We start from the raw sequence: 25,513 nt of genomic DNA on the forward strand, positions 1-25,513 counted from the left end.
GCATGTACAGGGGCTGGCTCGCAACGATCGCCACCATCGCGTTGCTCGCGCCGGGCGCCGCCCTAGCCGGCCCCTGCGAGGACAAGGCCGCCTGGGCCGCCGCCGCCCAGCCCGAAATCGAGAAGGCCTTCGCGCTGATGAAGGCGCAGGACAAGCCCGGCTTCGCGGCCCTGCTCCCGATCCTGCAGAAGCGCTACGCCCTCCTCCCCGCCACCATGCCGGCGCCCGAGCGCTGCGGCGCGGAAGTGCGGGTCTATGACGAGCACCAGTATCTCGCCTATGCCGATGCCGCCAGGGCCGGCCGCGCGATCGACGGCTTCCCGGCCGGCTCCAACTTCGTGCTGACCAACCTCCATTATGCCGACCTCGCCTATGCCGTCGGCTGGATCCAGTACGAGATGGAGGATTATGCCGCCGCCAAGGCCAGCTACGCCAAGGGGCTGGCGATCGCGCCGAACCAGCACGACCTGACCAAGGAATATGTCGCAACGCTGCTCAGCCTCTCCGCCTATGGCGAAATGGCGCCGTTCATCGACAAGTTCCTTGCCGGCGACCGCGACATGGATGGCCCGGGCCGCGCCAATCTGATCGCGGCGAAGGGCATCGGCTTCGTCGCGCTGGGCGACATGCCGGGCGCCGCCAATGCCGCGAACCAGGCCAAGGCGCTCGATCCGAACAACGAATATGCCAGCCTGGTGCTCAATCTCGTCGCGCAGAAGCAGAAGGCCAACTGAGCGCCCCGCCCCCGGGGCCGAGACGCGCCGGGCGTCAGTTCCCCGGCATCACCTGCCAGATGGCGGAGGCAACCCCGCCACCGCCCACGCTGAGCGGCGCGCTGCCTTCCTCGCCATCGATGCGCAGCACCAGCATCGTGCTGAACGCGGAACGGCGGAAGCGCGGTTTGCGGTAGTCGGAAAGTATGTCGTACACTGCCCAGCTGCCGCCACGCGCGCTGGTCGCATCGGCGCCGGTATCGAACGCCGCGAGATGCCGAAGCGGTCGGGCGCGCAATTCGGCGATCGAGAAATCGGTGGTGAGCCGAATCGGCTCCTGCGGCAGAGACGTGGTGGGCAGCGCGCGAATCCCGCCCCCCTCCAGTCCGCGATAGGCGATCGGCATGAAGGTCGTGGGCCGCGGCCGGACCAGCTTCCGGCCGGGGACCGTGCGCGCAACGCCATCCGCAGCGAGCAACGCCTTGAGATTGGGGACGATCGGCAGGTCCTTCTCGCCCGCCATAGCCGTCATGGGTGCGGCACATGCGGCCGCGCAAAGCAGCAGACCCTTTATCATCACCAGTTTCCCCAGCAGGTGAATTCGGGCGAGGATGTCCTATCTTGCGGGTGAACGCAATCGCGCCGCGCCGCCTTTCGGCGCACAATGCCGTCGCTACGTCGTAAGTGTCTCGAAAGCTTCGGGAGTCAGCGCGGCCTGAAATTCGAGGCCTGCCTCGAAATCATTGGACCATACGACGCGCGCCGCGACGTGCCCGATCCCCGGCAGCGCGAGCCAGATCATCGAACTGGCCTTGATCAGCGAATAGGTCTGGATGCGGGCGCCATGCAGCGACACGTCGACCACCTTGCACAACGCGCGATCGAGGCCGCCCCGGCCGATCTTCGCGTCGAGCGACACGGGCGCGCGCATCGAACGCCGCCGGCCAAGTTCCTCGGCCGGTTCGAATTCCGCTGCGAATGCTCGTGCTGCGCTTGCCATGACGAGCAAGCTAGCCCTGGCTGGCTAACGGCGCGTTAACGTCGTAACGCGCCGAAAGCCCAGGGAATTACTTCTTGCCGAGGTTGAGGCCGCCAAAGCGCTTGTTGAAGCGCGCGACCTGGCCACCCTGATCGAGAAGACGCTGCGAACCGCCGGTCCAGGCCGGGTGTGCCAGCGGATCGATGTCGAGAGTCATCGTGTCGCCTTCCTTGCCCCAGGTGGAGCGGGTCTCGTACACGGTGCCGTCGGTCATCTGCACCTTGATCATGTGATAGTCGGGGTGAGTGTCTTTCTTCACGTCGAATTCCTTGGAAAGCCGCCGGTTTCCGACCGGCAGCGGAGGCGCGCGCCTAGCAGAGACGCGGACGCCGCGCAACCTGGGGCTGCGCGGCGCCGGAAACCGGATGCCGGGCCCTGCCCCGGCACCCTTGGCTCATGCCGAAGGCGGATCCGCGATCATCGCGGTGAACTCGCATTCGGTGGCGACTTCGCCGTCGAGCATCGCCCGGCCGGCGAACTTGCAGACGCGCGAACGCTTCTGGACGAACTCGACCTCGAGGCGGAGCAGGCAACCGGGCTCGACCGGCTTGCGGAACTTCACCCCGTCGATCGACATGAAATAGACGAGCTTGCCCGAACCGGCGAGGCCGAGGCTCTCCACCGCGAGCACGCCCGCCGCCTGCGCCAGCGCCTCCACCTGGAGGACGCCGGGCATGATCGGCCTTCCCGGGAAATGCCCCTGGAAGAATTCCTCGTTCATGCTGACCGCCTTGATCGCGACGATTCGCTGGTCGGGGACCAGTTCCTCGACGCGATCGACGAGCAGCATCGGGTAGCGATGCGGCAGCGCCGCCATCACCCGCTGAATGTTCAGCGGGCCCCCGGACTTCTCCGGAGCGGCGGCGGCTGCCGAAACGTCCTCGCTCACCGCGGCTCGGCGGGCTTGTTGCCGGCCGGCTTGGCACCCGCGGGCGCGGCCGGCGCCGGCGCGGCACCCGCACCGCGCTGCTGCTGCTGTGCCGCTGCCTGATAGGCGCGCATCTGCTCGATCTGGGCCAGCTGCTGCTGCATCGCCAGCGTCTCGCGCGCCGGCTGCCAATCGGCCGGCGGCTGGATGCTCACCGTCGGCACCGACTTGTCGAGCTCGGCGGTGATCGCGTCGCTGATATCGGCCGAATCGGGAGCGTACATGAAGACTTCCGGCGAAAGCACGACGCTGATCTTGCGCGCGGTGACGACGCGCAGCTGCGCGGGCTCATACTGGCGCAGGATCGATTCGATCGCGAACAGCTCGGCGCGGGCGGCCGGATTGCTCAGCTTCTGGACGTCGGTATTCGCCGCGTTCTGGATCGCCGCGATCTTGTCGAGCACCGGGTTCTTGGCGGCCTGGGCAGCCTTGAGCTCGGCGTCGTCGACCTTCTTGTCCTTGTTGGTGTCGAGCTGCGCGAGGAGCGGCTCGGCTTCCTTCTGCGCAGCCTGACGGCGGGCATTGATCTGGTCGAACGCCGCCTTGTAGGTGGTCTGGATCTGCTGCTGGGCAGCGGTGAACGCCTTGCTGGCGTCGATGACGCGAACCGGGCTGGCGGTGGCGATGCCGTTGACCTGTGCGTGCGCGGGAGCCGCGACGACAAGCGCGGCGGGCGCCGCGAGCAGCGCGGCGAAAATGCGCTTCTTGGTAATCATCAGAATTGAGTCCCTACGTTGAAGGTTACAAGCTTGGTGTCGTCGCCCTTGGCGTGGAGCAACGTCTTGGCCACATCGATACGCAGCGGGCCGAAGGGCGAATTCCAGTTCACGCCGAAGCCGATCGACAGGCGCGGCGACGCGGTGTCGCCGACATAGCGTTCGAAGAAGGGCGCGATCGGCGAATTGGCGATGGCGTTGATCGAGGTACCGACGCACGGCGCAGTCGCGCTCGCCGAATAGCCGACCTTACAGGTGGTATAGGCGCCCGAATTGGTCGGGTCGGACGCGCTGACGATGTAGAGCTGGTTGCCGGACGGATCCTTGATGAAATTGTCCTTGGGCAGCAGCGTCGGCGAACCGTCCTTGTTGTACAGCAGGTTGCCGTTGGTGTCCTTCGCCTGGGCGAACTCGATCGTCTTGCCCGGGCGAGTGATGTTGAACAGGCTGCCCGCCATGATGAAGATCGACGGCCGCAGGCCCATCTCGCGCGCGCCGGCGCCCAGCGGAATCTCCAGCTCGGCCTTGGTGAGGTAATAGGCCTTGCCGCCGATCGCATCGTCGACGATCTGGTCGCGATCGGTCACCAGCAGCTGCGTGCCCGCGGTCGGGTCGCCCGTATAGTTGATGCGCTGGACGCGCGGGCCGACGCCGCGGATGTCGAAGCCGCGGAACTGCGGCTCGCCCAGATAGAAGCGGTCGGTGATGCGCACCGGATCGATGCCCGGGCCGCTCGCCTTTTCAAGGCTGTGGATGAGGCCGCCCTCGGCCGAGACCGAAGCGATGAAGCCGCCACCGACATTCCAGTATTTGTCGGCATTCGCACGCGCGCGCAGATAGCGCACGTCGCCGGCCAGGCCGGCGAAGTCGCCGCTCACCGACAGGCGCTGGCCGCGCGTCGGACGAATGCGGCTGTTCAGGCTGTCATAGGTCAGCGTCAGGCCGACCAGCGACGTGATGCGATTGCCCACCGCCTCGCAATAATAGCGGCCGGCCTTGAGCGGATCGCAGACGCCGTTGGTGTAGAAGCTCGCCTTGTCGAGCGTCACATTGTCCTGGGCGAGATAATAGCGGCCCGACAGCGTCCAATATTCGGTCAGCGGCACGCCGGCGACGATCTGGAAGCCGGTCGAAACCTGGCTGTAGGTCGTCGAGCGGTCCGAACCGATATAGTTGAACGCGTTATAGTCGCGGCGGAAGATCGTGCCGCCCAGCGCGATGTTCTTGTCGAACAGATAGGGCTCGGTGAATCCCAGCTCCACCGACTTGGAATAGGTCGAATAGTCGACCGAGGCGGACACCGTCTGGCCCATGCCGCGGAAGTTGCGCTGACGGATCGAGGCCTGGAGGATGAACTGCTCGAGGCTCGAAAAGCCCGCCGACAGCGTCAGCTCGCCATTGGCGCGCTCTTCCACATTGGCCTTGAGCACGATGCGATCCGGCGCCGAGCCCTCGACCCGCTCGACCTCGAACTTGTCCTGGAAATAGCCGAGCGAGTTGATGCGGTCCTGCGAACGCTTGACCAGGAAGGTGTTGAAGGCGTCGCCCTCGGCCACGCGGAACTCGCGGCGGATCACCTTGTCCTGGGTCTGGCGGTTGCCGGTGATGTCGATGCGCTCGATATAGGTGCGATTGGCTTCCGCGATGTGGAAGTTCATCGCCATGGTCAGCGTGTCCTTGTCACGCTGGAACTCGGGGCGCACATCGGCAAAGGCATAGCCCGCGATGCCGGCGGTCTCGCTCAGCTGCTCGACCGTGTCTTCCACGGCCTTGGCGTTGTACCAGTCGCCTTCCTTGATGCTCAGCGCGGCGGCGAGCTTCTTGTCGTCGAAGTCGCGGATCGCGCTGTCGACGCTCACCGGGCCGAACTTGTAGCGCGGGCCTTCCTCCACCACATAAGTGATGATGAAGTCCTTCTTGTCCGGCGTCAGCTCGGCTACGGCCGAGATCACGCGGAAATCGGCATAGCCGTTGGTCAGGTAGAACTGGCGCAGCTTCTGCTGGTCATAGGCCAGGCGATCCTGGTCGTAGCTCGTGTTCGAGCTCATCAGGTGGGTGAGGCTCGCCACCTTGGTCGCCATCTCGCCGCGCAGCTTGCTGTCGGAGAACACGGTGTTGCCGATGATGTTGATCTGGCGGACCTTGGACTTCGGCCCTTCATGGACCTCGAAGATCACGTCGACGCGATTCTGGTCGAGGCTGACCATCTTCGGCTCGACCACGGCGGCGAACCGGCCCTGGCGGCGATACAGTTCGATGATGCGCGCCACGTCGGCGCGCACGGCCGTGCGGGTGAAGATCTGGCGCGGCGCCAGCTTCACTTCCTTCTTGATCTTGTCTTCCTTGAGCCGCTTGTTGCCCTCGTAGATCACGCGGTTGATCACCGGGTTCTCGCGGATGCGGATCACCAGGTCGCCGGTCTCGACGCCTTCGATCGTCACATCGGCGAGCAGCTCGGAAGCGAGCAGGTCCTTGATCGCCTGGTCGATCGTCTCGTTGGTATAGGCGTCGCCCACGCGCAGACGCGTGTAGCTCATCACCGTCTCGGACTCGATCCGCTGCGAGCCCTGGACGCGGATCGACTTGATCGTGCGCGTCACCGGGGCGGGGACAGCGGGAGCCGGAGCGGCCTGTGCTGCCGGGGGCGCGGCGGCCGGAGCCGTCTGGGGCGCAGTCTGTGCGGCCGCCATGCCCGAGAGCATGGTGCCCGCGAGGAGGGTCGCCGTGGCGCGCGCGCCGATTTTCGTTGCCTTGATCGCAGTCACCATCCCACCCCAGTCGGAATCAAAATACCCGGCCGTCAGCCACGCGGCTTGCACCGCCCTGCACGAACCACATCAGCCGATCAACCCGGCCAGACTTCTCCACACGCCGAACGCGCCGAGATCGTTGAACGTAACGAACAGCATGAGCGCGAGAATTGCGACCAAACCGCCACGATAGGCCCATTCCATCACCTGCGGCTCCACCGGGCGGCGGCGAACGGCTTCCACTGCGTAGAACAGAAGATGGCCGCCATCCAGCACCGGGACTGGCAACAGGTTGATGAATCCCAGATTAATCGAAATCAGCGCGATCAGATACACCAGTTCGAGCGGTCCCATCGCGAGACTCTGGCCCGAGACCTGGGCGATCTTCAGCGGCCCGCCCAGTTCGCTCACGGGGATGCGGCCGAGAATGATGCGCTTCAGCCCTTCCACCGTGGTGCGCACGATGTCGATGGTCTGCGTCAGCCCCACCACCGGCGCTTCCCAGAGCGCGACCGGCTGCATCACCGGCCTGACGCCGTAGAAGCCGAGCACGCCGCGCGTGGAGATGTTGCCGAAGCGATCCTTTTCCTTGAGCGTGCCGATCGTGGCGGCGACGCTCCGCTCCTGCCCGTCCCGCACGAAGGCGATGGTCACGGTCTCGCCGGCGCGCAGCGCGGTGAAGAGCTGGAGATCGCGGAAATCGTCGATCCGCCGCCCGTCGAGCGTGGCGATCCGGTCGCCCGCCTGCAGCCCCGCATGCGCCGCGGCCCCGGCCGGATCGATCCGGCCGACCACGGGCGGCGTGACATTCTGTCCGAACGCGACCGCGAAGGCACCCAGGATCGCGATCGCGACGAGGAAGTTCATGATCGGCCCGGCGGCGACGATGATCGCGCGCTGCCAGAGCGGCTTGGCCTGGAAGGTCTGCGCGCGCTGCTGCGCCGGCAGCGAGAGCCATTCGGGCGAAGGCTGGCTGGCCGGGTTCATGTCGCCCGCGAAACGGACATAGCCGCCCAGGGGCAGCCAGCCGAACTTCCAGCGCGTCCCGCGCCGGTCGGTGAAGCCGGCCACCTCGCGGCCGAAGCCGATCGAGAACTCCTCGGCCTTCACGCCGAACCAGCGCCCCGCGAGGTAATGGCCCAGCTCGTGCAGGAACACGAGCGGCCCCAGCACCAGCATGAATGCGAATATGGTGACCAGGATGCCGGGATTTTGAATCAAGCGACGCCGTCCTTCACACGCTCGCCCGCGATCCGCCTAGCCTCGGCGTCGATTGCCCAAACGGCTTCGAGGCTTTCCGGAGCGACCGGGTCATAGCGATCAAGCGTATCGGCAGAGATTGCGGCAATTTCAAGAAAGTTGAGACGGCCCGCAAGGAAGGCGGCCACCGCCACTTCATTGGCGGCATTCAGGATCGCCGGGCGGGCGCCCCCGGCCTCCAGCGCCTCGCGCGCCAGCCGCAATGCCGGGAAGCGCACGGCATCGGGCGCCGCGAAGTCCAGCCTTGCCATCGCCACAAAGTCGAGCGGCGGCATCGGCGTCGCCATCCGGTCGGGCCAGGCGAGCGTGTGCGCGATCGGCACGCGCATGTCCGACGGGCCCATCTGCGCGAGCACCGAACCGTCGACATATTCCACCATCGAGTGGATAACCGACTGGCGGTGCACAAGAATCTCCAGCGCCTCATTCGCCACGGGAAACAGCCGCGCAGCCTCGATCAGCTCGAGTCCCTTGTTCATCATCGTCGCCGAATCGACCGAGATCTTGGCACCCATCGACCAGTTGGGATGCGCGCAGGCCTGGGCCGGAGTCACGCCGCGCATCGCCGCGACGTCCCAATCGCGGAACGGGCCGCCGCTCGCGGTCAGGATGATCCGCCTGACTCGCTCCGGCCGGGCGAAATCGAAGCATTGGTAGATGGCATTATGCTCCGAATCGGCGGGCAGGATCGTGGCGCCGTGGCGTCGTGCCGCCGCAGTCACCAGATCGCCGGCCGAGACCAGGGGCTCCTTGTTGGCGAGCACCACCGTGCCGCCGCCCTCGATCGCCGCCATCGCGGAACCCAGGCCCGCGAGCCCGACGATCGCCGCCATCGTCCAGTCGACGCCCATGCGAGCCGCCTCGCAGACCGCCCGCGGGCCGCCTGCCGCAGCGATCCCCGTCCCCGCCAGCCGCGCGCGGAGCGCCGGCAGGCAGCTTTCGTCGGCAACCACCGCATGGCGCGCGCCGGTGCGGATCGCGGCGGCGGCAAGCTTTTCGACATCGCAATTGGCGGTAAGCGCGATCACTTCGAATCGCTCGGGTTCGCGCTCGATCAGGTCGAGCGTCGAGCCGCCCACCGATCCGGTGGCGCCCAGGATCGTGACGCTGCGCCTCATCGGACCAGCCAAAGCACCAGCAAGGCCGCCACCGGCGCAGTCGCGACCAGCCCGTCCAGCCGATCGAGCATGCCCCCATGGCCGGGCAGCAGGTTACCCGAATCCTTCACGCCGGCCACGCGCTTCAAATGGCTCTCGAACAGGTCGCCGAGCTGCGCGAGCACCGCGAGCACCGGCGTCGCCCAGGCAAGCGCGGCCGGCAGGCCGCAAAGCCAGACCAGCACGAAGGCGAACAGAGTCGCGCCCGCGATCCCGCCCAGGAACCCGGCCCAGGTCTTGTTCGGGCTGATCGCCGGGGCGAGCCTGGGCCCGCCGATCGCGCGGCCGGCAAAATAGGCGGCGCTGTCGCACGCCCAGACCAGCGCCATCGCCCAGAAGGTGAGCAGCAGGCCATGCCCGGGCTGCTCGCGGAGCAGCACCAGCGCGAGGATCGGCAGGCCGACATAGAAGGCGCCGAATGCCAGTTGCGCGCGCTTCGTGACGATCATCAGGAAGAAGAAGGCGCCGATGATCAGCCCCAGCGCCAGGAAACCCGGCCCGGCCGCAAGTTCCGGCGCCATCGCGGCGAGCGGGACGGAGACCGCATATTGGGCGAGCCGCTTGCCCCGGAAATTCGCGCCCGCGAGCAGCGCCCATTCGCCCATCATCAGCACGCCGGCGACGCTGACCACCAGCCAGAAGCCCAGCCCCCCCGCATAGAGCGCGGCAAAGGCCAGGCCGATCAGCACGAAGGCGACGCCCAGCCGGGTGGCGAGCTCGGAACCGGTCTTGCTCACAAGCCCCCGAAGCGCCGCTGACGCCGGCCATATTGCGCGAGCGCCCCGGCCAGCGCGTCCTCGTCGAAATCCGGCCAGAGCGTGTCGACGAACAGGAACTCGGCATAGGCCGCCTGCCAGAGCAGGAAATTCGACAGGCGCTGCTCGCCCGAAGTGCGGATCAGCAGGTCGAGCGGCGGCAGGTCGCCGGTGTCGAGCGCCGCCTCGAACGCCTTCTCGTCGATGTCCGCGGGATCGATCTCGCCCGTCTTCGCCTTCTCGGCAAGCGTCCGCGCCGCTTCGGCCAGCTCGGCCTGGGCGCCATAGTTGAGCGCGATCACCAGCGTCGGCCCCGGATTGCCCGCGGTGCGCGCGATCGCCCCGTCGATCAGCGCGACCAGATCGGGCGACAGCCTTCGCCACGCACCGATCACGCGGAGCTTCACGCCTTCGGACACCAGCTCGTCCAGCTCGCTCGCCAGGAAGTGGCGGAGCAGGCCCATCAGGTCGCGGACCTCCTCTTCCGGCCGCCGCCAATTCTCCGAGGAGAAGGCATAGAGCGTCAGCACCTCGATGCCGAGCTTGCGCGCGGCGCGGCTGATGCGCCGCACCGCCTCGACGCCCTGCTTGTGCCCGGCGATGCGCGGCAGCAGGCGCTTCTTCGCCCAGCGCCCGTTGCCGTCCATGATGATGGCGACATGGCGCGGCGGCGCGGCGCCTTCCGACGCGGGAACAGGCTTGGCGGCCATCGTGCGAACCACCACCGTCACTCTCGCGAAAGCGGGGATCCATCTTCTGCCGGCGCCGCGTCGCACAACAGCCGTTGTGTGACAGGCCCGCCGGAGAGATGGCCCCCCGCTTTCGCGGAGGTGACGGGAAAAGACGAGGAAAAGGCGGAAGCCAGGCTCACTTGCCCAGGATTTCCTTTTCCTTGGCGCTCGCCGCCGCGTCGATGTCGGCGATGGTGCTGTCGGTCAGCTTCTGCACTTCGGTCTCGTGGCGCTTGCGGTCGTCCTCGCCGAACAGCCCCTTCTTCTCGTCGGCCTTGAGGCTGTCATTGCCGTCGCGGCGCACGTTGCGCACCGCGATGCGGGCCTTTTCGGCATATTGGCTGGCGAGCTTGGCGAGCTCCTTGCGGCGCTCCTCGGTCAGGTCCGGGATCGGCAGGCGCAGCGTCTGGCCGTCGACGATCGGATTGAGGCCGAGGCCCGCCGAGCGGATCGCCTTGTCCACCGGGCCGACATTGGTCTTGTCCCATACCTGCACCGAGAGCAGGCGCGGCTCGGGCGCCGAGACGGTGGCCACCTGGTTGATCGGCATGTGCGCGCCATATACCTCGACCGTCACCGGATCGAGCAGCGTCGCGCTCGCGCGGCCGGTGCGCAGCCCCGCCAGGTCATGCTTCAGCGACTCCACCGCGCCGTGCATGCGGCGCTCGAGGTCGGCCTTGTCGTATGCGGCCATTATCGGCTCCTCTTATCTATGCGAATTGGGGTTCGTTCTGAACGATGGTCGATGTGCCTTCACCGCGCAGCACGCGGGTGAGGTTGCCGGCATCGCGGATGTTGAACACGACGATCGGAATGTCGTTGTCGCGGCACAGCGCGACGGCGGACGCATCCATCACCTTCAGATTGTCCGCAAGGACACGGTCGTAGCTCAACGTATCGTAGCGCTTCGCCGTCTTCACCTTCTTGGGATCGGCATCATAGACGCCGTCCACCGAAGTGCCCTTGAACAGCGCATCGCACTGCATCTCGGCCGCGCGCAGCGCCGCCGTGGTGTCGGTGGTGAAGAACGGCAGGCCGGTGCCTGCCGCGAACAGGACCACGCGGCCCTTCTCCATGTGCCGCTCGGCGCGGCGGCGGATATAGGGCTCGCAGACCGACGCCATCGGGATCGCCGACTGGACGCGCGTGTCCACGCCGATCTTCTCGAGCGCGTTCTGCATTGCCAGCGCGTTCATCACCGTGGCGAGCATGCCCATATAGTCGGCCGAGGCGCGATCGAAGCCCTGCGCCGCGCCGGCGAGCCCGCGAAAGATGTTGCCGCCACCGACGACCATGCAGATCTCGAGGCCGCTCTCCTTGGCATCCTTCACTTCGAGCGCAACGCGCTCGCAGGTGTCCGGGTCGATGCCGAACTGTCCCTGCCCCATCAGGACCTCGCCCGAGAGTTTGAGGAGGATGCGTTTGAATCGGGGAGCGGTCATCGGAGCCTTTGGTTACGACGGATACTGGGAGCGGCGCGGACCCTAGAGGAGGCCGCCGACTGTAACAAGCGCTCAGATGCCGGTTATCCGCCGCTTTGACGACTCTGCCGCCATGCGAGCGCCAGCCCCCAGAGCAGCATCGCCGCGACCAGGCTCAGCGCCGCGATCAGCGCGACGACGATCGCTCCGGTCGGCTCGCCATTGGGTGCCCGGATGCCATGGGACATCGCCTCCAGCCGCCCGAACACGCTGCGCCAGCCAAAGCCGAGCGCATAGGCCCAGCCCGCCGCCAGCAGCCCCGCCGCGCTTCCCGGCCGGGCGGTCAGCGACGCGAAGCCGCCGAGCAGCATCAGCGCGTTGCAGATATAGTCCACCAGCAGCGCCTGGAGCGGCTGGCCCCAGATGAGATGATACCAGGTCTCCAGCGTGAAATGCGTCGCGGCGGCGAACAGGGTGATGACCGCCAGCGCGGTTTCCGAACGATGCCGCATTCCGAACCTCCCCGCCCCCGATCTAGGCAAATTCGCACGCCGGGCGCCGCGAGTCGACGGGGGCTCAACGCGCGGCCGAGTTGCGCGCGGCCGTGCAGGCGATCGTGCCGCCGCGCCCGTCCGCGACGCGGCGGATCCGGATGACCGGGACGGCCTCCGCACCCGGGACGAGAAACGCCACCTGGCATATTCCCTCGCGCGCCAGCGCGCGCATCGCTATCTGCATCTCCCGCTTCCCGGCGCCGTCCGGAAGGCGTGCGGTCAGATAGGGACCGATATCGTCCGGCCCCCGCGGACCCGGTTCCGGCCGGACCAACCCGGCGGCCGAGGCTTGCCGCCTGCCGTCGGCGATCCAGCCGCCCGTCGCCGGATCGAACATGGGAAGCTTCGCCAGCTCCGCCGCTTCCCGTCCCGGCGTAAGCTCGGCCGAGAAATTGGTGATCTCGAACTCGGTATCGGGCACTGCGACCTTGCCCGTCGCCAGGAACCACCAGCCATAGCCGAGCAGGATCAGGACGATCGCCCCCACCAGCACGATCCGCGTCTTGATCCCGAACCCCCGCATGCGCGCCAAGCTGCACGAGGCGCGCGCCAAACGCAAACGGGCGCGGCACCCCTGGGATGCCGCGCCCGCGCATTCAGGTCCGGGAAGACCTTACTTGGTGAGACCCGCAGTCGCGGCCACTTCGGCGGCGAAGTCGCTCTCTTCCTTCTCGATGCCTTCGCCGAGCTGGAAGCGGACATAGTCCTTGAGCACGATCGACGAACCGGCATCCTTGCCGGCCTTGGCGATCACGTCCGCGATCGGGGTCTTGCCGTCCATGACGAACAGCTGGCTGAGCAGCGCGTTCTCCTTGGCGAACTTCTTCACCGCGCCTTCGACCATCTTGTCGATGATGTCGGCCGGCTTGCCGCTCTCGGCCGCCTTCTCCTTGGCGATCGCGCGCTCGCGCTCCAGCGTCTCCTGGTCGAGGCCGGTCTCGTCGAGCGCCAGCGGGAAGGCCGCCGCGATGTGCATCGCGACCTGCTTGCCCAGCGGCTCGAGCACGTCGACGCCGGCATCGCTCTCGAGCGCGACGAGCACGCCGATCTTGCCCAGCCCCGGTGCCGCGGCGTTATGGACGTACGGGATCACCGCGCCCTGCGACACCTGCACCAGCTTGGCGCGGCGCAGGACCTGGTTCTCGCCGATCGTCGAGATGTTGTTGGTCAGCACTTCCTCGACGCTGCCGGCCGGCAGCGGCGCCGCCTTGATCACCTCGATATCGTCGCCCAGCTCGAGCGCCACCGACGTCACGTCCCGCACGAAGGTCTGGAAGATCTCGTTCTTGGCGACGAAATCGGTCTGCGAATTGACCTCGACGGCCACGCCCTTGGTGCCGGCGACGGCGACGCCGACCAGGCCCTCGGCCGCGGTGCGGCTCGACTTCTTGGCAGCGGCGGCCAGGCCCTTCGAGCGCAGCCAGTCGCTGGCGGCCTCGAGGTCGCCATTGGTCTCGGTCAGCGCCTTCTTGCAGTCCATCATGCCGGCGCCGCTCTTCTCGCGGAGCTCCTTCACGGCAGCAGCGGTGATCTCGGCCATGTCTCTTTCCTCTTGGTTGCGGCGGGCGCTTGCCCCGCCGGTATGTCAAACCCCCGTTCATCCCGAGCGGGTCGAAGGGCCGTCTCGCTTGCCGCTCCGGAAAGAAGGGCGGGGCTTCGACAACCCCGGACCGGCTCCGGGGACGAACGGGGGATAAGGCGTCGTTCCGAACTGACCGGGCGCCTAGTGCGCGCCTATGTCAGTTCGGAGACAAGCACTTGCAAGTCAGGCGTCGATCTGGCGCTCGCCTTCGACGGCCTGCTCCGAAGCCTCGGTCAGGGCCGGCTCGACCGGCGCTTCTTCCTGGGCGCCCAGGTCGACGCCGAAGCTCGCCTGGCGGTCCTGGTTGCCGCGGGTCGCCGCGATGGCAATCGCCTCGCAGTACAGGCGGATGGCGCGCGAGGCGTCGTCGTTCGCCGGAACCGGGAACGCGATGCCGTCGGGCGAGACGTTCGAATCGAGGACCGCCACGACCGGGATGCCGAGCGTGTTGGCTTCCTTGATCGCCAGCTCTTCCTTGTTCGCGTCGATCACGAACATCACGTCGGGCAGGCCGCCCATGTCGCGGATGCCGCCGAGCGAGAGCTCGAGCTTGTCGCGCTCGCGGGTGAGCTGCAGCACTTCCTTCTTGGTCAGGCCGTGCGTGTCGCCCGAAAGCTGCTCCTCGAGCGTCTTGAGGCGCTTGATCGACTGCGAGATGGTCTTCCAGTTGGTGAGCATGCCGCCCAGCCAGCGATGGTTGACGAAGTGCTGGTTCGCGCGGCGCGCGGCCTCGGCGATCGGCTCCTGCGCCTGGCGCTTGGTGCCGACGAAGAGGACCTTGCCGCCGGCGGCGACGGTGGAGTTCACGAACTCGAGCGCGCGCGCGAAGAGCGGCACGGTCTGCGAGAGGTCGATGATGTGGACGCCGTTGCGCTCGCCGAAGATGTAGGGCTTCATCTTCGGGTTCCAGCGATGGGTCTGGTGACCGAAGTGCGCGCCCGATTCGAGTAGCTGCTGCAGGGTGACGACAGGTGCCGCCATAGGGATAACTCCTTCCGGTTGTGCCTCTGGGAAGCGAGTGATCGCGAAACGCGACACCGGCTTATGATGCTTCCCATGCGGGTTGAGAGCGGCGCCCCTACTCGAAAGCGAGGAGCGGCGCAAGCGTCGAGATGGACGGCGCGCCTGGTGCGATTCCGGCCCGCGCGGAACATGCGGGGAACAACCGCTTGACAACGGAACGTTAGCGGAACATAAAGGGTTCACAACGCGGACAGGGAACGTCAGCGGGCGCCAAGGGGTTGGAATCGCAAGGTTCTCGCCAGGTAGGGCGCGTTTTGGGAGCCAAGTGATGACTGCACTGCTTACCGTTCTGCTGTTCGCCGCTGCCTTCGCCGTTGCAGGCTGGACGATCTTCTCGTCGGTCGCCGCCGCGCTTCCGCGTATCCGTGAACTGACGGGCCGGAATATCGCCCGGCCGCTGCCCGGGCCGGCGCAGGCCCGCGTTACCCTTCGCTACCCGGCTCCGGCGCGCCGCCCCGCGGCGTTCCCGCTGCGCGCAGCTGCCTGATCCGGCGATAGCTGCGCACGCTGAACGGGATCGACACGAGGTACAGGATCGCGATCGCAGCCAGCGTCGGCCAGGGCGCGGCCACCAGCGCCGCGACCAGCACCACCAGCACGGCGATCGCTTCGAAGCGGATGCGCTGCTTCAGCCGGACGTGCGGCGCGAAGGTAGCGACGCTCGAGATCATCAGCACCGCGACGAACGCGCTCCACGGCGCGACCACGATCGGCGAGCGCAGGTGCGGCTCGTCGGTGAACAGCCACAGATAGAGCGGCAGCAACGCGAGGACGGCGGCGGCGGGCGCGGGTACGCCGGTGAGGAAGCCGGCGGACTTGTGCGGCTGGTCCTCGGCATCGATCTGGGCGTTGAACCGGGCGAGGCGGAGCGCGCAGAACAGCGCATGGATCAGCGCGATCATCCAGCCGAACCGGCCGAGTGCCTGCAGCGACCACAGGTACAGGATCAGCGCCGGCGCCACGCCGAACGAGATCGCATCCGACAGGCTGTCCAGTTCGGCGCCGAACCGGCTTTCGCCGCGCACCATCCGGGCGATCTTGCCGTCCACGCCGTCGAGCAGCCCGGCGATGAGCACCATCAGGACCGCCAATTCCCATTTCCCGTCGATCGCGAACCGTATCGCGGTCAGGCCTGAGCACAATGCGAGCGCGGTGATGGCGTTGGGCGCGATGGCGCGCAGCGGTATCCCGCGCACCGGGCGCATCCGCCGCATGCGCCGCATTCGGCGCGGCCGCAGCACGCGCGCTTCGCGCCGGTCGCTCACTGCGAGATGCCGCTGACGGCGGCGGCTCCCTTCCTGGCGATGATCGTCTCGCCCGCGATCGTCCGCTGGCCAAGCGTGACCTGCGCGACATAGTCGGCGGGCAGGAACACGTCGACACGGCTGCCGAAGCGGATCAGGCCGACGCGCTGGCCGGCGACCACCATGTCCCCCGGCTTGGTGAAGCTCACGATCCGCCGCGCGACCAGGCCGGCGATCTGGGTGAAGCCGATGCGCAGGCCGTGCTTGTCCTCGACGATGAAGTGCTGTCGCTCATTCTCCTCGCTCGCCTTGTCCAGATCGGCGTTGAGGAAACGGCCCGAGATATAGATCACGTGCCGGATCGTGCCGGTGATCGGCGTGCGGTTCACATGGACGTCGAACACGCTCATGAAGATCGAGACGCGCACCATCGGCGCGTCGCCCAGCGCCTGGGGGCCGCGCAGTTCGGGGGGCAGCTCCACCGGCTGGATCATCGTCACCAGTCCATCGGCGGGCGCCACCAGCATCCCCTCTCCCTGCGGCGTCACGCGGATGGGATCGCGGAAGAACGCCGCGACGCCGAAGGCCAGGAACACCAGCGGCCAGGTGATGAAGTCGAAGATGAACAGGCTCGCCAGGGCAATCGCGGCAGCGATAGCCACATATTTGCGCCCCTCGGGGTGAATGTCCGGGAAACGCCACTTCACCGTCGAGGTCCCCAGCGGGGGCTTGTCCATGGATGCCATTGGAAGCCTCTAGCCCCGTGTCGCGGCCAACACAACGCGGGCCAGCGCCTCTTTCCCGCCACGGCCTTGGGGCGTAGGGAATGCGGCATCGTCATCGGGGGGACTGCGATGCTGACGGGCGGCGCGATTCGGGGCTTTGCCGAAACCGGGGGCGACAGCGCCGCCTTGCTCCATCCGCCCCGTCCCGAACCGTTCGCGAGCATCCTGCCCTGGCGGATCCTGTCCGCCGCCATGCGCAATCCGATCGCGGCCTGGCCGCGCGCGCTGTTCGAAGGGACGAGCTGGCGCCCGCCCTTTCCCGGCGCGCCCGTGTTCCTCACCGATCCCGCCGCGATCCGCGCCGCGATGGTCGAACATGCCGAGGATTTCCGCCACGGCGATCTGTGGCGCCGGGTGATGCACCCCGCCTGGGGTGAGGGGCTGGTCGCCGCGGAGGGCGCCGAGTGGCGCTGGCAGCGCCGTGCCGCGGCACCCGCATTCCGCGCCGCGCAGATGGCCGCGCTCGCCCCGCGCATGCGCACCGCCGCCGAAGCCGCCCTCGCACGCTGGCGCTCCGCCGCCCAGCCGCTCGACATCGCTGCCGAAACCGGCCGGATCGCCTTCGACATAATCCTCGATACCGTCCTTTCGGGCGGCGAGGATTTCGAGCGAACCGAGACGGAGGCGCGCGTCGGCGCCTTTCTCAACCAGCTCGAATATCGGCGGCTCAGCTATCTCCTTCTCCCGGACCGGGCCCATCGCGGCAAGGTGAACAAGCCCGCGCCCGAAGCCGCGTTGCTCCGCGCCGATGTCGATCGGATGATCGCCCGCCGCCGCGCCGCCGCGCCGCGCGGCGACCTGGTCGACCTGCTGCTCGATGCGACCGATCCGGAGACCGGTCGCCCGATGGACGACGGGCTGCTGCGCGACAATCTGCTCGGCTTCATCCTCGCCGGCCACGAGACCAGCGCCGTCACATTGGGCTGGGCGCTCTGGCTCGCCGCCGCGCACGCGCCCACGGCCAGGCGCCTGCGCGCCGAAGTCGAGACGGTCACCGGCGGCGGCCCCGTCGAACCCTGCCATCTCGAAGGCCTCGCCTTCACGCGCCAGGTGATCCAGGAAACCCTTCGCCTCTATCCCCCCGGCTATCAGCTCACTCGCGTCTGCACGCGCGATACCCAGGTCGACGGCCGCCGGATCCGCGCCGGAACGCGCATCCTGATTCCCGTCTATGCGCTCCACCGCCACCGCGGCCATTGGCGCGATCCCGACGCCTTCGATCCCGATCGCTTCGGCCCTGGCATGCCCGTGCCCGACCGGCATCTCTACATGCCCTTCGGCGCTGGCCCGCGCGTCTGCCTGGGCGCCGCCTTTGCGATGACCGAGCTGGTGGTCGCGCTCGCCACGCTCGTCCGCGCCGCGCGTTTCACGCCATTGTCGGCGCCCTTCCCGATCGCCGGCACCAGTATCCGGCCGGACGGCGGCCTGCCGATGCGCGTCGAATTCGCCTGAGCGCCGCGGAATTTACCCACAGCCCAGCCGCCCGGATGCGGCGAAATGCAACCGTGCCGCTTGCATGTTCGTTCGAATTGCCCAAATGCCGCGACTGTCCCCGAATTGTAATAAGGTCGCTCATGCCCGCTTCCACCGCCGCCAAGGCCCGTACCCGTAGCCGCCGTGCGCCCGGCACGCCGTCGCCCTGGGGCATGTTCTTCCGCGGCTTCCTGAAGCGCCCGGTGATGGTCGGCGCCGTCGCACCCTCGTCGCGCTTCACGATCAACAAGATGCTGGCCCCGGTCGACTGGGGGAACACCAAGCTCTTCGTCGAATATGGCCCCGGCGTCGGCACCTTCACCCGGCCGATCCTCGAGCGGCTCGCGCCGGACGCCAAGCTGATCGTGATCGACACCAACCCGGATTTCATCCGCTACCTGAAGCAGAGCATCACGGATCCGCGCCTGATCGCGGTGCAGGGCTCGGCGGCCGACGTGAAGCAGATCATCGCCGACCACGGCTTCGAACATGCCGACTATATCGCCTCGGGCCTGCCCTTCTCCACCCTGCCGCCGGGCGTGGGCGACGCGATCGCCAAGGCCACCCGCGAAGTGATCCGCAAGGGCGGCGCCTTCCTGGTCTATCAGTACAACCCGCGGGTGAAGAACTTCCTCACCCCGCACTGGTCGCACATCGACCATGCGATGGAGTGGATCAACATCCCGCCCGCGCAGCTCTGGTGGGCCTGGAACGACTGACACCGGGAGCGGGGCGCTTGATCCCCCCGCTCCATGCTCCTAGACGCTCGCCAAACCCCTCATAAGGAACAGCGAGCAATGGCGAAGATCAAGGTTGCAACGCCCGTCGTGGAGATCGACGGCGACGAAATGACGCGGATCATCTGGCAGTGGATCCGCGAGCGCCTGATCCTCCCCTATCTCGATGTCGAGCTGAAATATTACGACCTCTCGATCGAGAATCGCGACGCGACCGACGACCAGGTCACCATCGATTCCGCCAAGGCGATCCAGCAGTACGGCGTCGGCGTGAAGTGCGCCACGATCACCCCGGACGAGGCCCGCGTCGAGGAATTCAGCCTCAAGAAGATGTGGAAGTCGCCGAACGGCACGATCCGCAATATCCTGGGTGGCGTCGTGTTCCGCGAGCCGATCGTGATCAGAAACGTCCCCAGGCTCGTCCCGGGCTGGACCGACCCGATCGTCGTCGGCCGCCACGCCTTTGGCGACCAGTATCGCGCGACCGATTTCCGCGTCCCCGGCGCCGGCAAGCTCACCATGAAGTGGGTCGGCACCAACGGCGACGAGCTCGAATATGAGGTGTTCGACTTCCCCGCCGCCGGCGTCGCCATGGGCATGTACAATCTCGACGAGTCGATCCGCGACTTCGCCAAGGCGAGCATGAACTATGCGCTCGACCGCGGCTGGCCGCTGTACCTGTCGACCAAGAACACGATCCTCAAGGCCTATGACGGCCGCTTCAAGGACCTGTTCCAGGAGACCTTCGACGCCGAGTTCGCGCAGAAGTTCAAGGATGCCGGCATCGTCTACGAGCACCGCCTGATCGACGACATGGTCGCCTCGGCGCTCAAGTGGTCGGGCAAGTTCGTCTGGGCCTGCAAGAATTATGACGGCGACGTCCAGTCGGACACGGTGGCCCAGGGCTTCGGCTCGCTCGGCCTGATGACCTCGGTGCTGATGTCGCCGGACGGCAAGACGATCGAGGCCGAGGCGGCGCACGGCACCGTCACCCGCCATTATCGCATGCACCAGCAGGGCAAGGCGACTTCGACCAACCCGATCGCCTCGATCTTCGCCTGGACCCAGGGCCTGTCGTTCCGCGGCAAGTTCGACAACACGCCGGACGTCACCAAGTTCGCCGAGACGCTCGAGCAGGTCTGCATCGAGACCGTCGAGAGCGGCAAGATGACCAAGGACCTCGCCATCCTGATCGGCCCGGACCAGCCCTGGATGACCACCGAGCAGTTCTTCGAGGCGATCCGCGAGAACCTCGAAGCCAAGATGGCCGCCTGGGGCTGAGGCCCCGGCCATTCCTGAACGATCGCGTCCCGGTCAGGCCCCGCCTGGCCGGGACGTCTCGTTCTAGAGGTAGCGCATCCACCACGCCCCGCTTGCGCGCTTGACGGCGGCGAAGCGACGACAGGCGAACCAGCAGGGCAGCGCGACCAGCGCCGCCATCAGCCACAGGCTGCCGACATCCGGCAGGCTGACCAGCCCCTCCACGCCTGTGGCCGCGCCCCAGATCCGGTTGGCCGCGTGCAGCAGATAGAGGTGGAGCAGATAGAAGAACAAGGGCGCCGAACCATATACCGCAAGCAGCGCGACCGGGCGCGCCGGCAGTTTCTCGATCGCCATCAATATCCAGGCACCCAGCCCCAGCGTCAGCAGCAGGAAATCGGCGGAGGGGGGATATTTGGTCAGATTGACGAATGACATCATCGTATCGAGTGCGCTGGGCGTCGCTCGCCATGGCGCCGGCTCGCCATAGCCGTTGATCGCGCGCAGCAGCGCGAAGCCGCCCAGCATCGCCGCTCCCGCCACCAGGAGCCTGCGCTGCCGCCATCCGGCTTCCACCGCCCGCTCGAACCAGGGCCCTGCCGCATAGCCAAGCGCGATCACGCCGATCCAGGGCAGCACGGGGTAGGACGTGCGCGCCTGGGCACCCCAGGGCAGATCGATCAGGCCGCGCTCATGGAGTACCGCCCATAGCGCATGCGCCGCCGTCCCCGGCGCGAAGGCGATCGAATCGAGCAGATTATGCCCCAGCACGATCGCCGCCCCCACCCCCGCGATCGCCAGCCGCGGCAGGCGGACGAGCGCGGCGAGTGCGAGCATCGACAGGCCGATCGCCCAGATCACCTGCAGGAATATCCTGTCCGGCGTCGGGTCGAAGGTCCAGGCGAAATTCACCGCGGTCCATTCGAGCGCGATCAGGAACAACCCGCGCTTGGCGAGGAAGGCCGCCGCGGCGGGCGCGCCGCCACGCGGGTTCGCATAGAGCCAGGCCGCAATGCCGGTGAGCGCAACGAAGACCGGCGCGCAGAGATGCGCCGCCAGCCGCGTGAAGAACAGCGCCGGCGGCGTCGTCGCCAGATCCATTGGGTCGCCGATCTGGGCGTGCAGATAGAAGAATTCACGGGTGTGATCGACAAGCATCAACAGGATCACCAGGCCGCGCAGGGCATCGATCGAGGCGATGCGCGGTGCGCGGGCAGCCCCCGGCATTGCCTCGGCATCGGAACGGGGCACCGGCACGGCGGCGATGGGCAGGGTTGACAATATCGGCTCCTTTCGCGACGAGAAATGTTACATCATATCCTGAAAGGCAAGCCTTGCTGAATCGATCGCCCGCGATGGCCCTGCTGTCGCCGCTGTTGCTCTGCGCCCTTCCCGCTTCGGCCGATCCCACCGACGAGGAGAGTGCCGAGGAGCAGGAAATCGTCGTGCTCGGCACGCGCGGCGCGCGCGGCGACCGCACGCTCTCTTCAGGTCCCGTCACCGAGAAGATGTCCCAGTCGAGCCGCTCGGTGGAACGCGACCTGCTCACTGCCGCCGGCGTCCATCGCCTCGGCGATGCGCTCGAACTGATCAGCGGTGTCAGCAGCCAGAACAATCGTGGCGGCATGCTCGACAATTTCGCGATCCGCGGCTTTCTCGGCACGCCCGATGGCGGCGCCGAATATTATGTCGACGGCTTCCTTGCCAATCGCGGCATGGCCCCACCCCGCGATCCGGCCACCGCGGAACGTATCGAGTTGCTCAAGGGCCCCGCAGGCGCGTTGTTCGGAGACGTGGACCCCGGCGGCCGGGTCAATATCGTCACGAAGACGCCCGGCTTCGCGCCGGCAGCCAGCGCCACCCTCACCTTCGGCGCGTTCGGCACCCGCCGGATCGAGCTCGATGCCACGGTGCCGGTCTCTACCAAGCTCGCCGGACGCATGGTGGTCGCCGGCGAGGACAGCGACGGCTGGCGCGATTTCGTCACGCTGAAGCGCCGCGTGGTGTCGCCGTCCCTGACCTGGCGCCCGATCGAGGGAGTGCGGCTCACCTATATCGGCGAGATCACTCGGTTCGATGCGCCATTCGATCGCGGCGTGCCGGCAATCGCAGGCGACGCCAATGCCGCACCGCGCCACGCCTATTACGGCGAGCCGTCGGATGGCATGACGCGTTTCCGCAACAACCGCCATCAGGTGACTGCCCTGGCAAAGCTGGGGGGCGAATGGGTGTTGAACGGCGGCCTTGCCTGGCGCACCGGATCGCTCAGGGGCTTCTCCTCCGATCAATCGCGGCTGGTGAACGGACGCACGCTGTGGCGCCAGCGCCGCTCGCGCGACTTCGTCGTCGACGATCTTTCCGCCCGTATCGAACTCGCCGGGCAGATCGGCACCCACCGGCTGAGCCTAGGCGCGAAGGGCTATCTGCTCGACTATGCCGAACGCTGGATGCGCCGCAATCCGAGCGCGGCCATGCCCTATGCGATCGATGTCTTCGCACCCGTCCATGGCGGCGTGCAGCCGGAATTGCTGCCGTTCACCGACAATCGCGAGAGACGCTGGTCCGGCACGCTCTATCTCCAGGACATGTGGGAACTCGGCAGCCGCCTGACCCTTGGCGGCGGCATCCGTTTCGATGCCTATCGCCAGCAGATCCGCAACAACCGCACCGGCGCGACCGGGCGCACGACGGGCGAGCCGGTCCATTTCCGCCTGGGCGCGCGCTACCGCGTGAACCAGGCCATCGCACTGCACGCCAATTGGGGCGAGAGCTTCCTCCTCAACTCCGGCACCGATCGCTTCGGCCGGGGCTTCGCGCCCGAGCGCGGCAAGGGCCATGAGCTGGGAATTACCGGCGCCTGGACGGGGATCGATGTCGCGCTCACCTGGTTCAACATCCGCAAGCAGGGCATCCTGACCAACGATCCGATCGATTCGAACTATCTGGCTCCGATCGGCAGCCTGAAGAGCCGGGGAATCGAGATGGACGCCGCGATCAAGCTCGCGGGGCGCTGGCAGGTCGTCGCCAACTATGCCTGGACCCGGGCGCGAACCGACGACAGCAGCTTCGCAACCGATCGCGTGCTCAACGTGCCCGAGCATGCCGGCACGCTGTTCGTGCTCGGCCGCTTCCGCGACGCCGCCGGACGCGGCCCGTCGTTCAGTGCCGGGCTCAGCTATGTCGGCGACCGGGCCGGCGGGATCGATGGCAGCGGCCTGGTCCTGCCCGCCTATGTGAAGGCCAAGGCCGCGGCGGAATACGCCCTGTCCTCCGCGATCAACCTGCGCGCCGAAATCGATAACCTGTTCGATGCCCGCTACGCGCACAGCTCCTACAGTCCGGTATGGATCTTTCCGGGCCAGCCCCGAACAGCGCGCGTCTCGATGCGACTGGAGCTCTGATCCGATATCGGGCGGAAAAATCGGGGACGCGGGGTTGCAATGCGGGGGTTCCCATGCTGCGCTTCCGTACATGGCCAGAATCCAATTTCGATCCTGTATTCCGACGTTCCCGCACCGCTTCGAATTCGCCGACCGCGCCGCCGCCGCATGCTGAACCTCGGCAATCACGGCCTCAGCGACGCGCTGGTGATCCTCGGCGCCGCCGGGCTGGTGATCCCGGCCTTCGCCCGCGTCCGGATCAGCCCGGTGATCGGGTTCATCCTGGTCGGCGCGCTGGTCGGCCCGTTCGGCCTGGGCAGCCTGGTGCCGACCAATCCCTGGCTCTATCACATCACCATTTCGGACGCGCATGCGATCGAGCCGTTCGCCGAGTTCGGGATCATCCTGCTGCTGTTCTCGATCGGCCTGGAATTGTCGTTCAAGCGGCTATGGTCGATGCGCACCCTGGTCTTCGGCGTCGGCGCAACCGAGCTGCTCGGCGCCGGGCTGATCCTCGCCGCCGTCCTCTATCTCACCGGCCTCAGCACCGGCGGTGCGATCGGGCTCGGCCTGGCATTGGCACTGTCCTCCACCGCGATCGTGCTGCCCATCGCCGGCACCACCAGCGCGGTCGGTCGCTCCGCCTTTGCGATGCTGTTGTTCGAGGATCTCGCGCTCGTCCCGATCATCTTCCTGCTCGGCGCGCTCGCTCCCGCCGCGGGCGGCGAGGCCGGCTGGATCAAGCTCGGCGTGACGCTCGGCTTCGGCCTGGCCACGGTCGCCGTCCTGTTCGTCGGCGGGCGCATGCTGCTGCCGCGCATGTTCGCCCAGGCGGCGCGCACCAAGAGCCCGGAGCTGTTCCTCGCCGCCAGCCTGCTCGTGGTGATCGTCGCCAGCCTGGCCACCAGTGCCGCCGGCCTCTCGCCGATCGTCGGCGCGCTGATCGCCGGCCTGCTGATCGCCGAGACCGAATATCACGGCGAAGTCGAAGCGATCACCGCGCCGTTCAAGGGCCTGGCGCTCGGCGTGTTCCTGATCACCGTGGGCATGCGGCTCGACCTCGACTTCATCGTCCACAACTGGGCGCCACTGCTCGGCGCCTCGCTGCTGGTGATGCTGGTCAAGGCCGCGGTGACGACCGGCCTGCTCCGCCTCTCGGGCGCGCGCGCCGGCACCGCGGCGGAGGCCGGCGTGCTGATGGCCAGCCCTTCCGAGACGACGCTGATCGTGCTCGGCGTGGCCGGCGCGGCGGGGCTGATCAGCCCGAGCACCGCCGCCTTCTGGACCACGGTCACCGCGATCGGCCTCACCGCCACGCCGCTGCTCGCCAAGGCGGGCAGCGCGGTCGCCCAGTTCATCGAGCGCTCGAAGATGGAGGAAGCCTCCGATCCCGCGCTCGAGCAGGTGCAGAACGGCACCGTCATCATCGGCTTCGGCCGGGTCGGCCGCACGGTGGCGGACATGCTGCGCCGCCATAACCTGCCCTATATCGGCGTCGATGCCGATATCGACAATGTCAACGCGGCCCGGCGCGGCGGCTATAACGTGCTGTTCGGCGACGTCACCCGCTCCGAACTGGTCGACAAGCTCAATCTCGGCCATGCCAAGGCACTGGTGCTCACCATGGACGATCCGGTGCTCACCGTGCGCCTCGCCAAGCGGGTGCGCGGCTGGGTGCCCAACCTGCCGATCATCGCCCGCGCCCGCGATTCCGGCCACGCCGCCGAGCTCTATCGCGCCGGTGCGAGCGAAGCGGTGCCCGAGGCGCTGGAGAGCTCGCTCCAGCTTTCCGAAGTGGTGCTCGTCGATCTCGGCCTTGCCGTGGGACCGGTGATCGCCTCGATCCACGAGAAACGGGACGAGATGCGCAAGAAGATCAAGGAAGTCGCCGGCATGGATCGCGAGCCGCGCTTCCGCCGGGTGCGCATCGACAGGGGCGGCGGCGAGGAAGCGGACACGCCGGCCTGAGCCGAATTGCGCTTGCCGCCCGCGCCGGCGCAGCGCA

General features: G+C 67.5%; 25 protein-coding genes. 6 read left to right on the forward strand and 19 right to left on the reverse strand.

The genetic code is table 11. The features are described 5' to 3' along the window. The first annotated feature begins 2 nt into the window (after positions 1-2). Complete coding sequence (locus tag FHR20_RS08440) at positions 3-734, forward strand: hypothetical protein (RefSeq protein ID WP_167299093.1); 732 nt, start codon at positions 3-5, stop codon at positions 732-734. Between the two features lie 34 nt (positions 735-768). Here FHR20_RS08440 and FHR20_RS08445 read toward each other — a convergent pair whose 3' ends face one another. From FHR20_RS08445 to FHR20_RS08530, 18 genes are all read right to left on the reverse strand, one after another. Continuing rightward, positions 769-1,245, reverse strand: coding sequence for a hypothetical protein (locus FHR20_RS08445; protein WP_167299094.1), 477 nt, complete (start codon positions 1,243-1,245; stop codon positions 769-771). A 141-nt stretch (positions 1,246-1,386) separates the two neighbouring features. Further along, entirely contained in the window at positions 1,387-1,644 is a 258-nt protein-coding gene (locus tag FHR20_RS08450; protein ID WP_243857159.1) for a PilZ domain-containing protein, read from the reverse strand. Positions 1,645-1,780: 136 nt separating this feature from the next. Next, the gene (rpmE, locus tag FHR20_RS08455) at positions 1,781-2,011 is read right to left on the reverse strand and encodes a 50S ribosomal protein L31 (protein WP_086130097.1); all 231 of its coding nucleotides are present in this window, start codon (positions 2,009-2,011) and stop codon (positions 1,781-1,783) included. 135 nt (positions 2,012-2,146) lie between these two features. After that, a complete protein-coding gene (fabZ, locus tag FHR20_RS08460; RefSeq protein ID WP_341786420.1) occupies positions 2,147-2,641 on the reverse strand; it encodes a 3-hydroxyacyl-ACP dehydratase FabZ in 495 nt (164 codons plus the stop codon). Further along, positions 2,638-3,396 carry an OmpH family outer membrane protein gene (locus FHR20_RS08465; RefSeq protein ID WP_208413443.1) on the reverse strand — a complete coding sequence of 253 codons (759 nt, stop codon included), beginning with the start codon at positions 3,394-3,396 and terminating at the stop codon, positions 2,638-2,640. Before FHR20_RS08465 ends, fabZ begins: the two co-directional genes overlap by 4 nt. Beyond that, positions 3,396-6,164 (reverse strand): outer membrane protein assembly factor BamA, encoded by a 2,769-nt coding sequence (gene bamA / locus FHR20_RS08470; protein ID WP_208413444.1) that lies wholly within the window; start codon positions 6,162-6,164, stop codon positions 3,396-3,398. Before bamA ends, FHR20_RS08465 begins: the two co-directional genes overlap by 1 nt. 69 nt (positions 6,165-6,233) lie before the next feature. Further along, complete coding sequence (locus tag FHR20_RS08475) at positions 6,234-7,367, reverse strand: M50 family metallopeptidase (RefSeq protein WP_167299096.1); 1,134 nt, start codon at positions 7,365-7,367, stop codon at positions 6,234-6,236. Further along, positions 7,364-8,524 carry a 1-deoxy-D-xylulose-5-phosphate reductoisomerase gene (dxr, locus tag FHR20_RS08480; protein ID WP_167299097.1) on the reverse strand — a complete coding sequence of 387 codons (1,161 nt, stop codon included), beginning with the start codon at positions 8,522-8,524 and terminating at the stop codon, positions 7,364-7,366. The genes FHR20_RS08475 and dxr overlap by 4 nt, the downstream gene beginning before the upstream one ends. Further along, positions 8,521-9,300, reverse strand: a complete 780-nt coding sequence (locus FHR20_RS08485) for a phosphatidate cytidylyltransferase (RefSeq protein ID WP_167299098.1) — start codon at positions 9,298-9,300, stop codon at positions 8,521-8,523. Before FHR20_RS08485 ends, dxr begins: the two co-directional genes overlap by 4 nt. Beyond that, a complete protein-coding gene (locus FHR20_RS08490; protein ID WP_167299435.1) occupies positions 9,297-10,028 on the reverse strand; it encodes an isoprenyl transferase in 732 nt (243 codons plus the stop codon). Before FHR20_RS08490 ends, FHR20_RS08485 begins: the two co-directional genes overlap by 4 nt. Before the next feature lie 157 nt (positions 10,029-10,185). Next, entirely contained in the window at positions 10,186-10,743 is a 558-nt protein-coding gene (gene frr, locus FHR20_RS08495; protein ID WP_086129886.1) for a ribosome recycling factor, read from the reverse strand. A gap of 16 nt (positions 10,744-10,759) precedes the next feature. Beyond that, positions 10,760-11,491 (reverse strand): UMP kinase, encoded by a 732-nt coding sequence (pyrH, locus tag FHR20_RS08500; RefSeq protein ID WP_086129887.1) that lies wholly within the window; start codon positions 11,489-11,491, stop codon positions 10,760-10,762. A gap of 83 nt (positions 11,492-11,574) precedes the next feature. After that, entirely contained in the window at positions 11,575-11,982 is a 408-nt protein-coding gene (locus FHR20_RS08505; protein ID WP_167299099.1) for a hypothetical protein, read from the reverse strand. A gap of 64 nt (positions 11,983-12,046) precedes the next feature. Beyond that, on the reverse strand, positions 12,047-12,547 hold the full coding sequence (locus FHR20_RS08510; protein WP_167299100.1) for a hypothetical protein: 501 nt from the start codon (positions 12,545-12,547) through the stop codon (positions 12,047-12,049). 90 nt (positions 12,548-12,637) lie between these two features. Beyond that, complete coding sequence (gene tsf, locus FHR20_RS08515; protein WP_167299101.1) at positions 12,638-13,564, reverse strand: translation elongation factor Ts; 927 nt, start codon at positions 13,562-13,564, stop codon at positions 12,638-12,640. A 225-nt stretch (positions 13,565-13,789) separates the two neighbouring features. Then, the gene (rpsB, locus tag FHR20_RS08520; RefSeq protein WP_167299102.1) at positions 13,790-14,587 is read right to left on the reverse strand and encodes a 30S ribosomal protein S2; all 798 of its coding nucleotides are present in this window, start codon (positions 14,585-14,587) and stop codon (positions 13,790-13,792) included. A gap of 464 nt (positions 14,588-15,051) precedes the next feature. Beyond that, a complete protein-coding gene (locus FHR20_RS08525) occupies positions 15,052-15,852 on the reverse strand; it encodes a CDP-alcohol phosphatidyltransferase family protein (RefSeq protein ID WP_380926298.1) in 801 nt (266 codons plus the stop codon). Positions 15,853-15,890: 38 nt separating this feature from the next. Next, complete coding sequence (locus tag FHR20_RS08530; RefSeq protein ID WP_086129893.1) at positions 15,891-16,619, reverse strand: phosphatidylserine decarboxylase; 729 nt, start codon at positions 16,617-16,619, stop codon at positions 15,891-15,893. Positions 16,620-16,727: 108 nt separating this feature from the next. Here FHR20_RS08530 and FHR20_RS08535 point away from each other — a divergent pair, with 108 nt between their 5' ends. From FHR20_RS08535 to FHR20_RS08545, 3 genes are all read left to right on the forward strand, one after another. After that, on the forward strand, positions 16,728-18,110 hold the full coding sequence (locus FHR20_RS08535) for a cytochrome P450 (protein WP_167299103.1): 1,383 nt from the start codon (positions 16,728-16,730) through the stop codon (positions 18,108-18,110). A gap of 122 nt (positions 18,111-18,232) precedes the next feature. Beyond that, positions 18,233-18,850: a class I SAM-dependent methyltransferase gene (locus tag FHR20_RS08540; RefSeq protein WP_167299104.1), complete on the forward strand. Its 618-nt coding sequence runs from the start codon at positions 18,233-18,235 to the stop codon at positions 18,848-18,850. A 78-nt stretch (positions 18,851-18,928) separates the two neighbouring features. Then, positions 18,929-20,149, forward strand: coding sequence for an NADP-dependent isocitrate dehydrogenase (locus FHR20_RS08545; protein ID WP_167299105.1), 1,221 nt, complete (start codon positions 18,929-18,931; stop codon positions 20,147-20,149). Positions 20,150-20,212: 63 nt separating this feature from the next. On the opposite strand, the gene FHR20_RS08550 is transcribed toward FHR20_RS08545, so the two are convergent. Beyond that, positions 20,213-21,409 carry an acetyltransferase domain-containing protein gene (locus FHR20_RS08550; protein WP_243857160.1) on the reverse strand — a complete coding sequence of 399 codons (1,197 nt, stop codon included), beginning with the start codon at positions 21,407-21,409 and terminating at the stop codon, positions 20,213-20,215. A 74-nt stretch (positions 21,410-21,483) separates the two neighbouring features. Between FHR20_RS08550 and FHR20_RS08555 the strand changes: the two genes are divergently transcribed. Together FHR20_RS08555 and FHR20_RS08560 are read left to right on the forward strand one after the other, a co-directional pair. Next, complete coding sequence (locus FHR20_RS08555) at positions 21,484-23,529, forward strand: TonB-dependent siderophore receptor (RefSeq protein ID WP_208413445.1); 2,046 nt, start codon at positions 21,484-21,486, stop codon at positions 23,527-23,529. Between the two features lie 147 nt (positions 23,530-23,676). Then, positions 23,677-25,476: a cation:proton antiporter domain-containing protein gene (locus FHR20_RS08560; protein WP_167299107.1), complete on the forward strand. Its 1,800-nt coding sequence runs from the start codon at positions 23,677-23,679 to the stop codon at positions 25,474-25,476. Positions 25,477-25,513: the final 37 nt, after the last annotated feature.

It is taken from the genome of Sphingomonas leidyi (genome assembly GCF_011761945.1).
GTDB classification, from domain to species: Bacteria; Pseudomonadota; Alphaproteobacteria; order Sphingomonadales; family Sphingomonadaceae; genus Sphingomonas; species Sphingomonas leidyi.

Excerpts from the sequence above, each read along its gene's own strand:
- FHR20_RS08505 (WP_167299099.1), bottom strand. The coding sequence starts at position 11,982 with ATGCGGCATCGTTCGGAAACCGCGCTGGCGGTCATCACCCTGTTCGCC.
- FHR20_RS08545 (WP_167299105.1), top strand. The coding sequence starts at position 18,929 with ATGGCGAAGATCAAGGTTGCAACGCCCGTCGTGGAGATCGACGGCGAC.
- FHR20_RS08445 (WP_167299094.1), bottom strand. The coding sequence starts at position 1,245 with ATGACGGCTATGGCGGGCGAGAAGGACCTGCCGATCGTCCCCAATCTC.
- bamA (WP_208413444.1), bottom strand. The coding sequence starts at position 6,164 with ATGGTGACTGCGATCAAGGCAACGAAAATCGGCGCGCGCGCCACGGCG.
- dxr (WP_167299097.1), bottom strand. The coding sequence starts at position 8,524 with ATGAGGCGCAGCGTCACGATCCTGGGCGCCACCGGATCGGTGGGCGGC.
- FHR20_RS08535 (WP_167299103.1), top strand. The coding sequence starts at position 16,728 with ATGCTGACGGGCGGCGCGATTCGGGGCTTTGCCGAAACCGGGGGCGAC.
- FHR20_RS08540 (WP_167299104.1), top strand. The coding sequence starts at position 18,233 with ATGCCCGCTTCCACCGCCGCCAAGGCCCGTACCCGTAGCCGCCGTGCG.
- pyrH (WP_086129887.1), bottom strand. The coding sequence starts at position 11,491 with ATGACCGCTCCCCGATTCAAACGCATCCTCCTCAAACTCTCGGGCGAG.
- FHR20_RS08560 (WP_167299107.1), top strand. The coding sequence starts at position 23,677 with ATGCTGAACCTCGGCAATCACGGCCTCAGCGACGCGCTGGTGATCCTC.
- FHR20_RS08440 (WP_167299093.1), top strand. The coding sequence starts at position 3 with ATGTACAGGGGCTGGCTCGCAACGATCGCCACCATCGCGTTGCTCGCG.
- tsf (WP_167299101.1), bottom strand. The coding sequence starts at position 13,564 with ATGGCCGAGATCACCGCTGCTGCCGTGAAGGAGCTCCGCGAGAAGAGC.
- FHR20_RS08530 (WP_086129893.1), bottom strand. The coding sequence starts at position 16,619 with ATGGCATCCATGGACAAGCCCCCGCTGGGGACCTCGACGGTGAAGTGG.
- FHR20_RS08490 (WP_167299435.1), bottom strand. The coding sequence starts at position 10,028 with ATGGCCGCCAAGCCTGTTCCCGCGTCGGAAGGCGCCGCGCCGCCGCGC.
- frr (WP_086129886.1), bottom strand. The coding sequence starts at position 10,743 with ATGGCCGCATACGACAAGGCCGACCTCGAGCGCCGCATGCACGGCGCG.
- FHR20_RS08525 (WP_380926298.1), bottom strand. The coding sequence starts at position 15,852 with ATGCGGCGCATGCGGCGGATGCGCCCGGTGCGCGGGATACCGCTGCGC.
- FHR20_RS08450 (WP_243857159.1), bottom strand. The coding sequence starts at position 1,644 with ATGCGCGCGCCCGTGTCGCTCGACGCGAAGATCGGCCGGGGCGGCCTC.
- FHR20_RS08510 (WP_167299100.1), bottom strand. The coding sequence starts at position 12,547 with ATGCGGGGGTTCGGGATCAAGACGCGGATCGTGCTGGTGGGGGCGATC.
- FHR20_RS08555 (WP_208413445.1), top strand. The coding sequence starts at position 21,484 with ATGGCCCTGCTGTCGCCGCTGTTGCTCTGCGCCCTTCCCGCTTCGGCC.
- rpsB (WP_167299102.1), bottom strand. The coding sequence starts at position 14,587 with ATGGCGGCACCTGTCGTCACCCTGCAGCAGCTACTCGAATCGGGCGCG.
- FHR20_RS08465 (WP_208413443.1), bottom strand. The coding sequence starts at position 3,396 with ATGATTACCAAGAAGCGCATTTTCGCCGCGCTGCTCGCGGCGCCCGCC.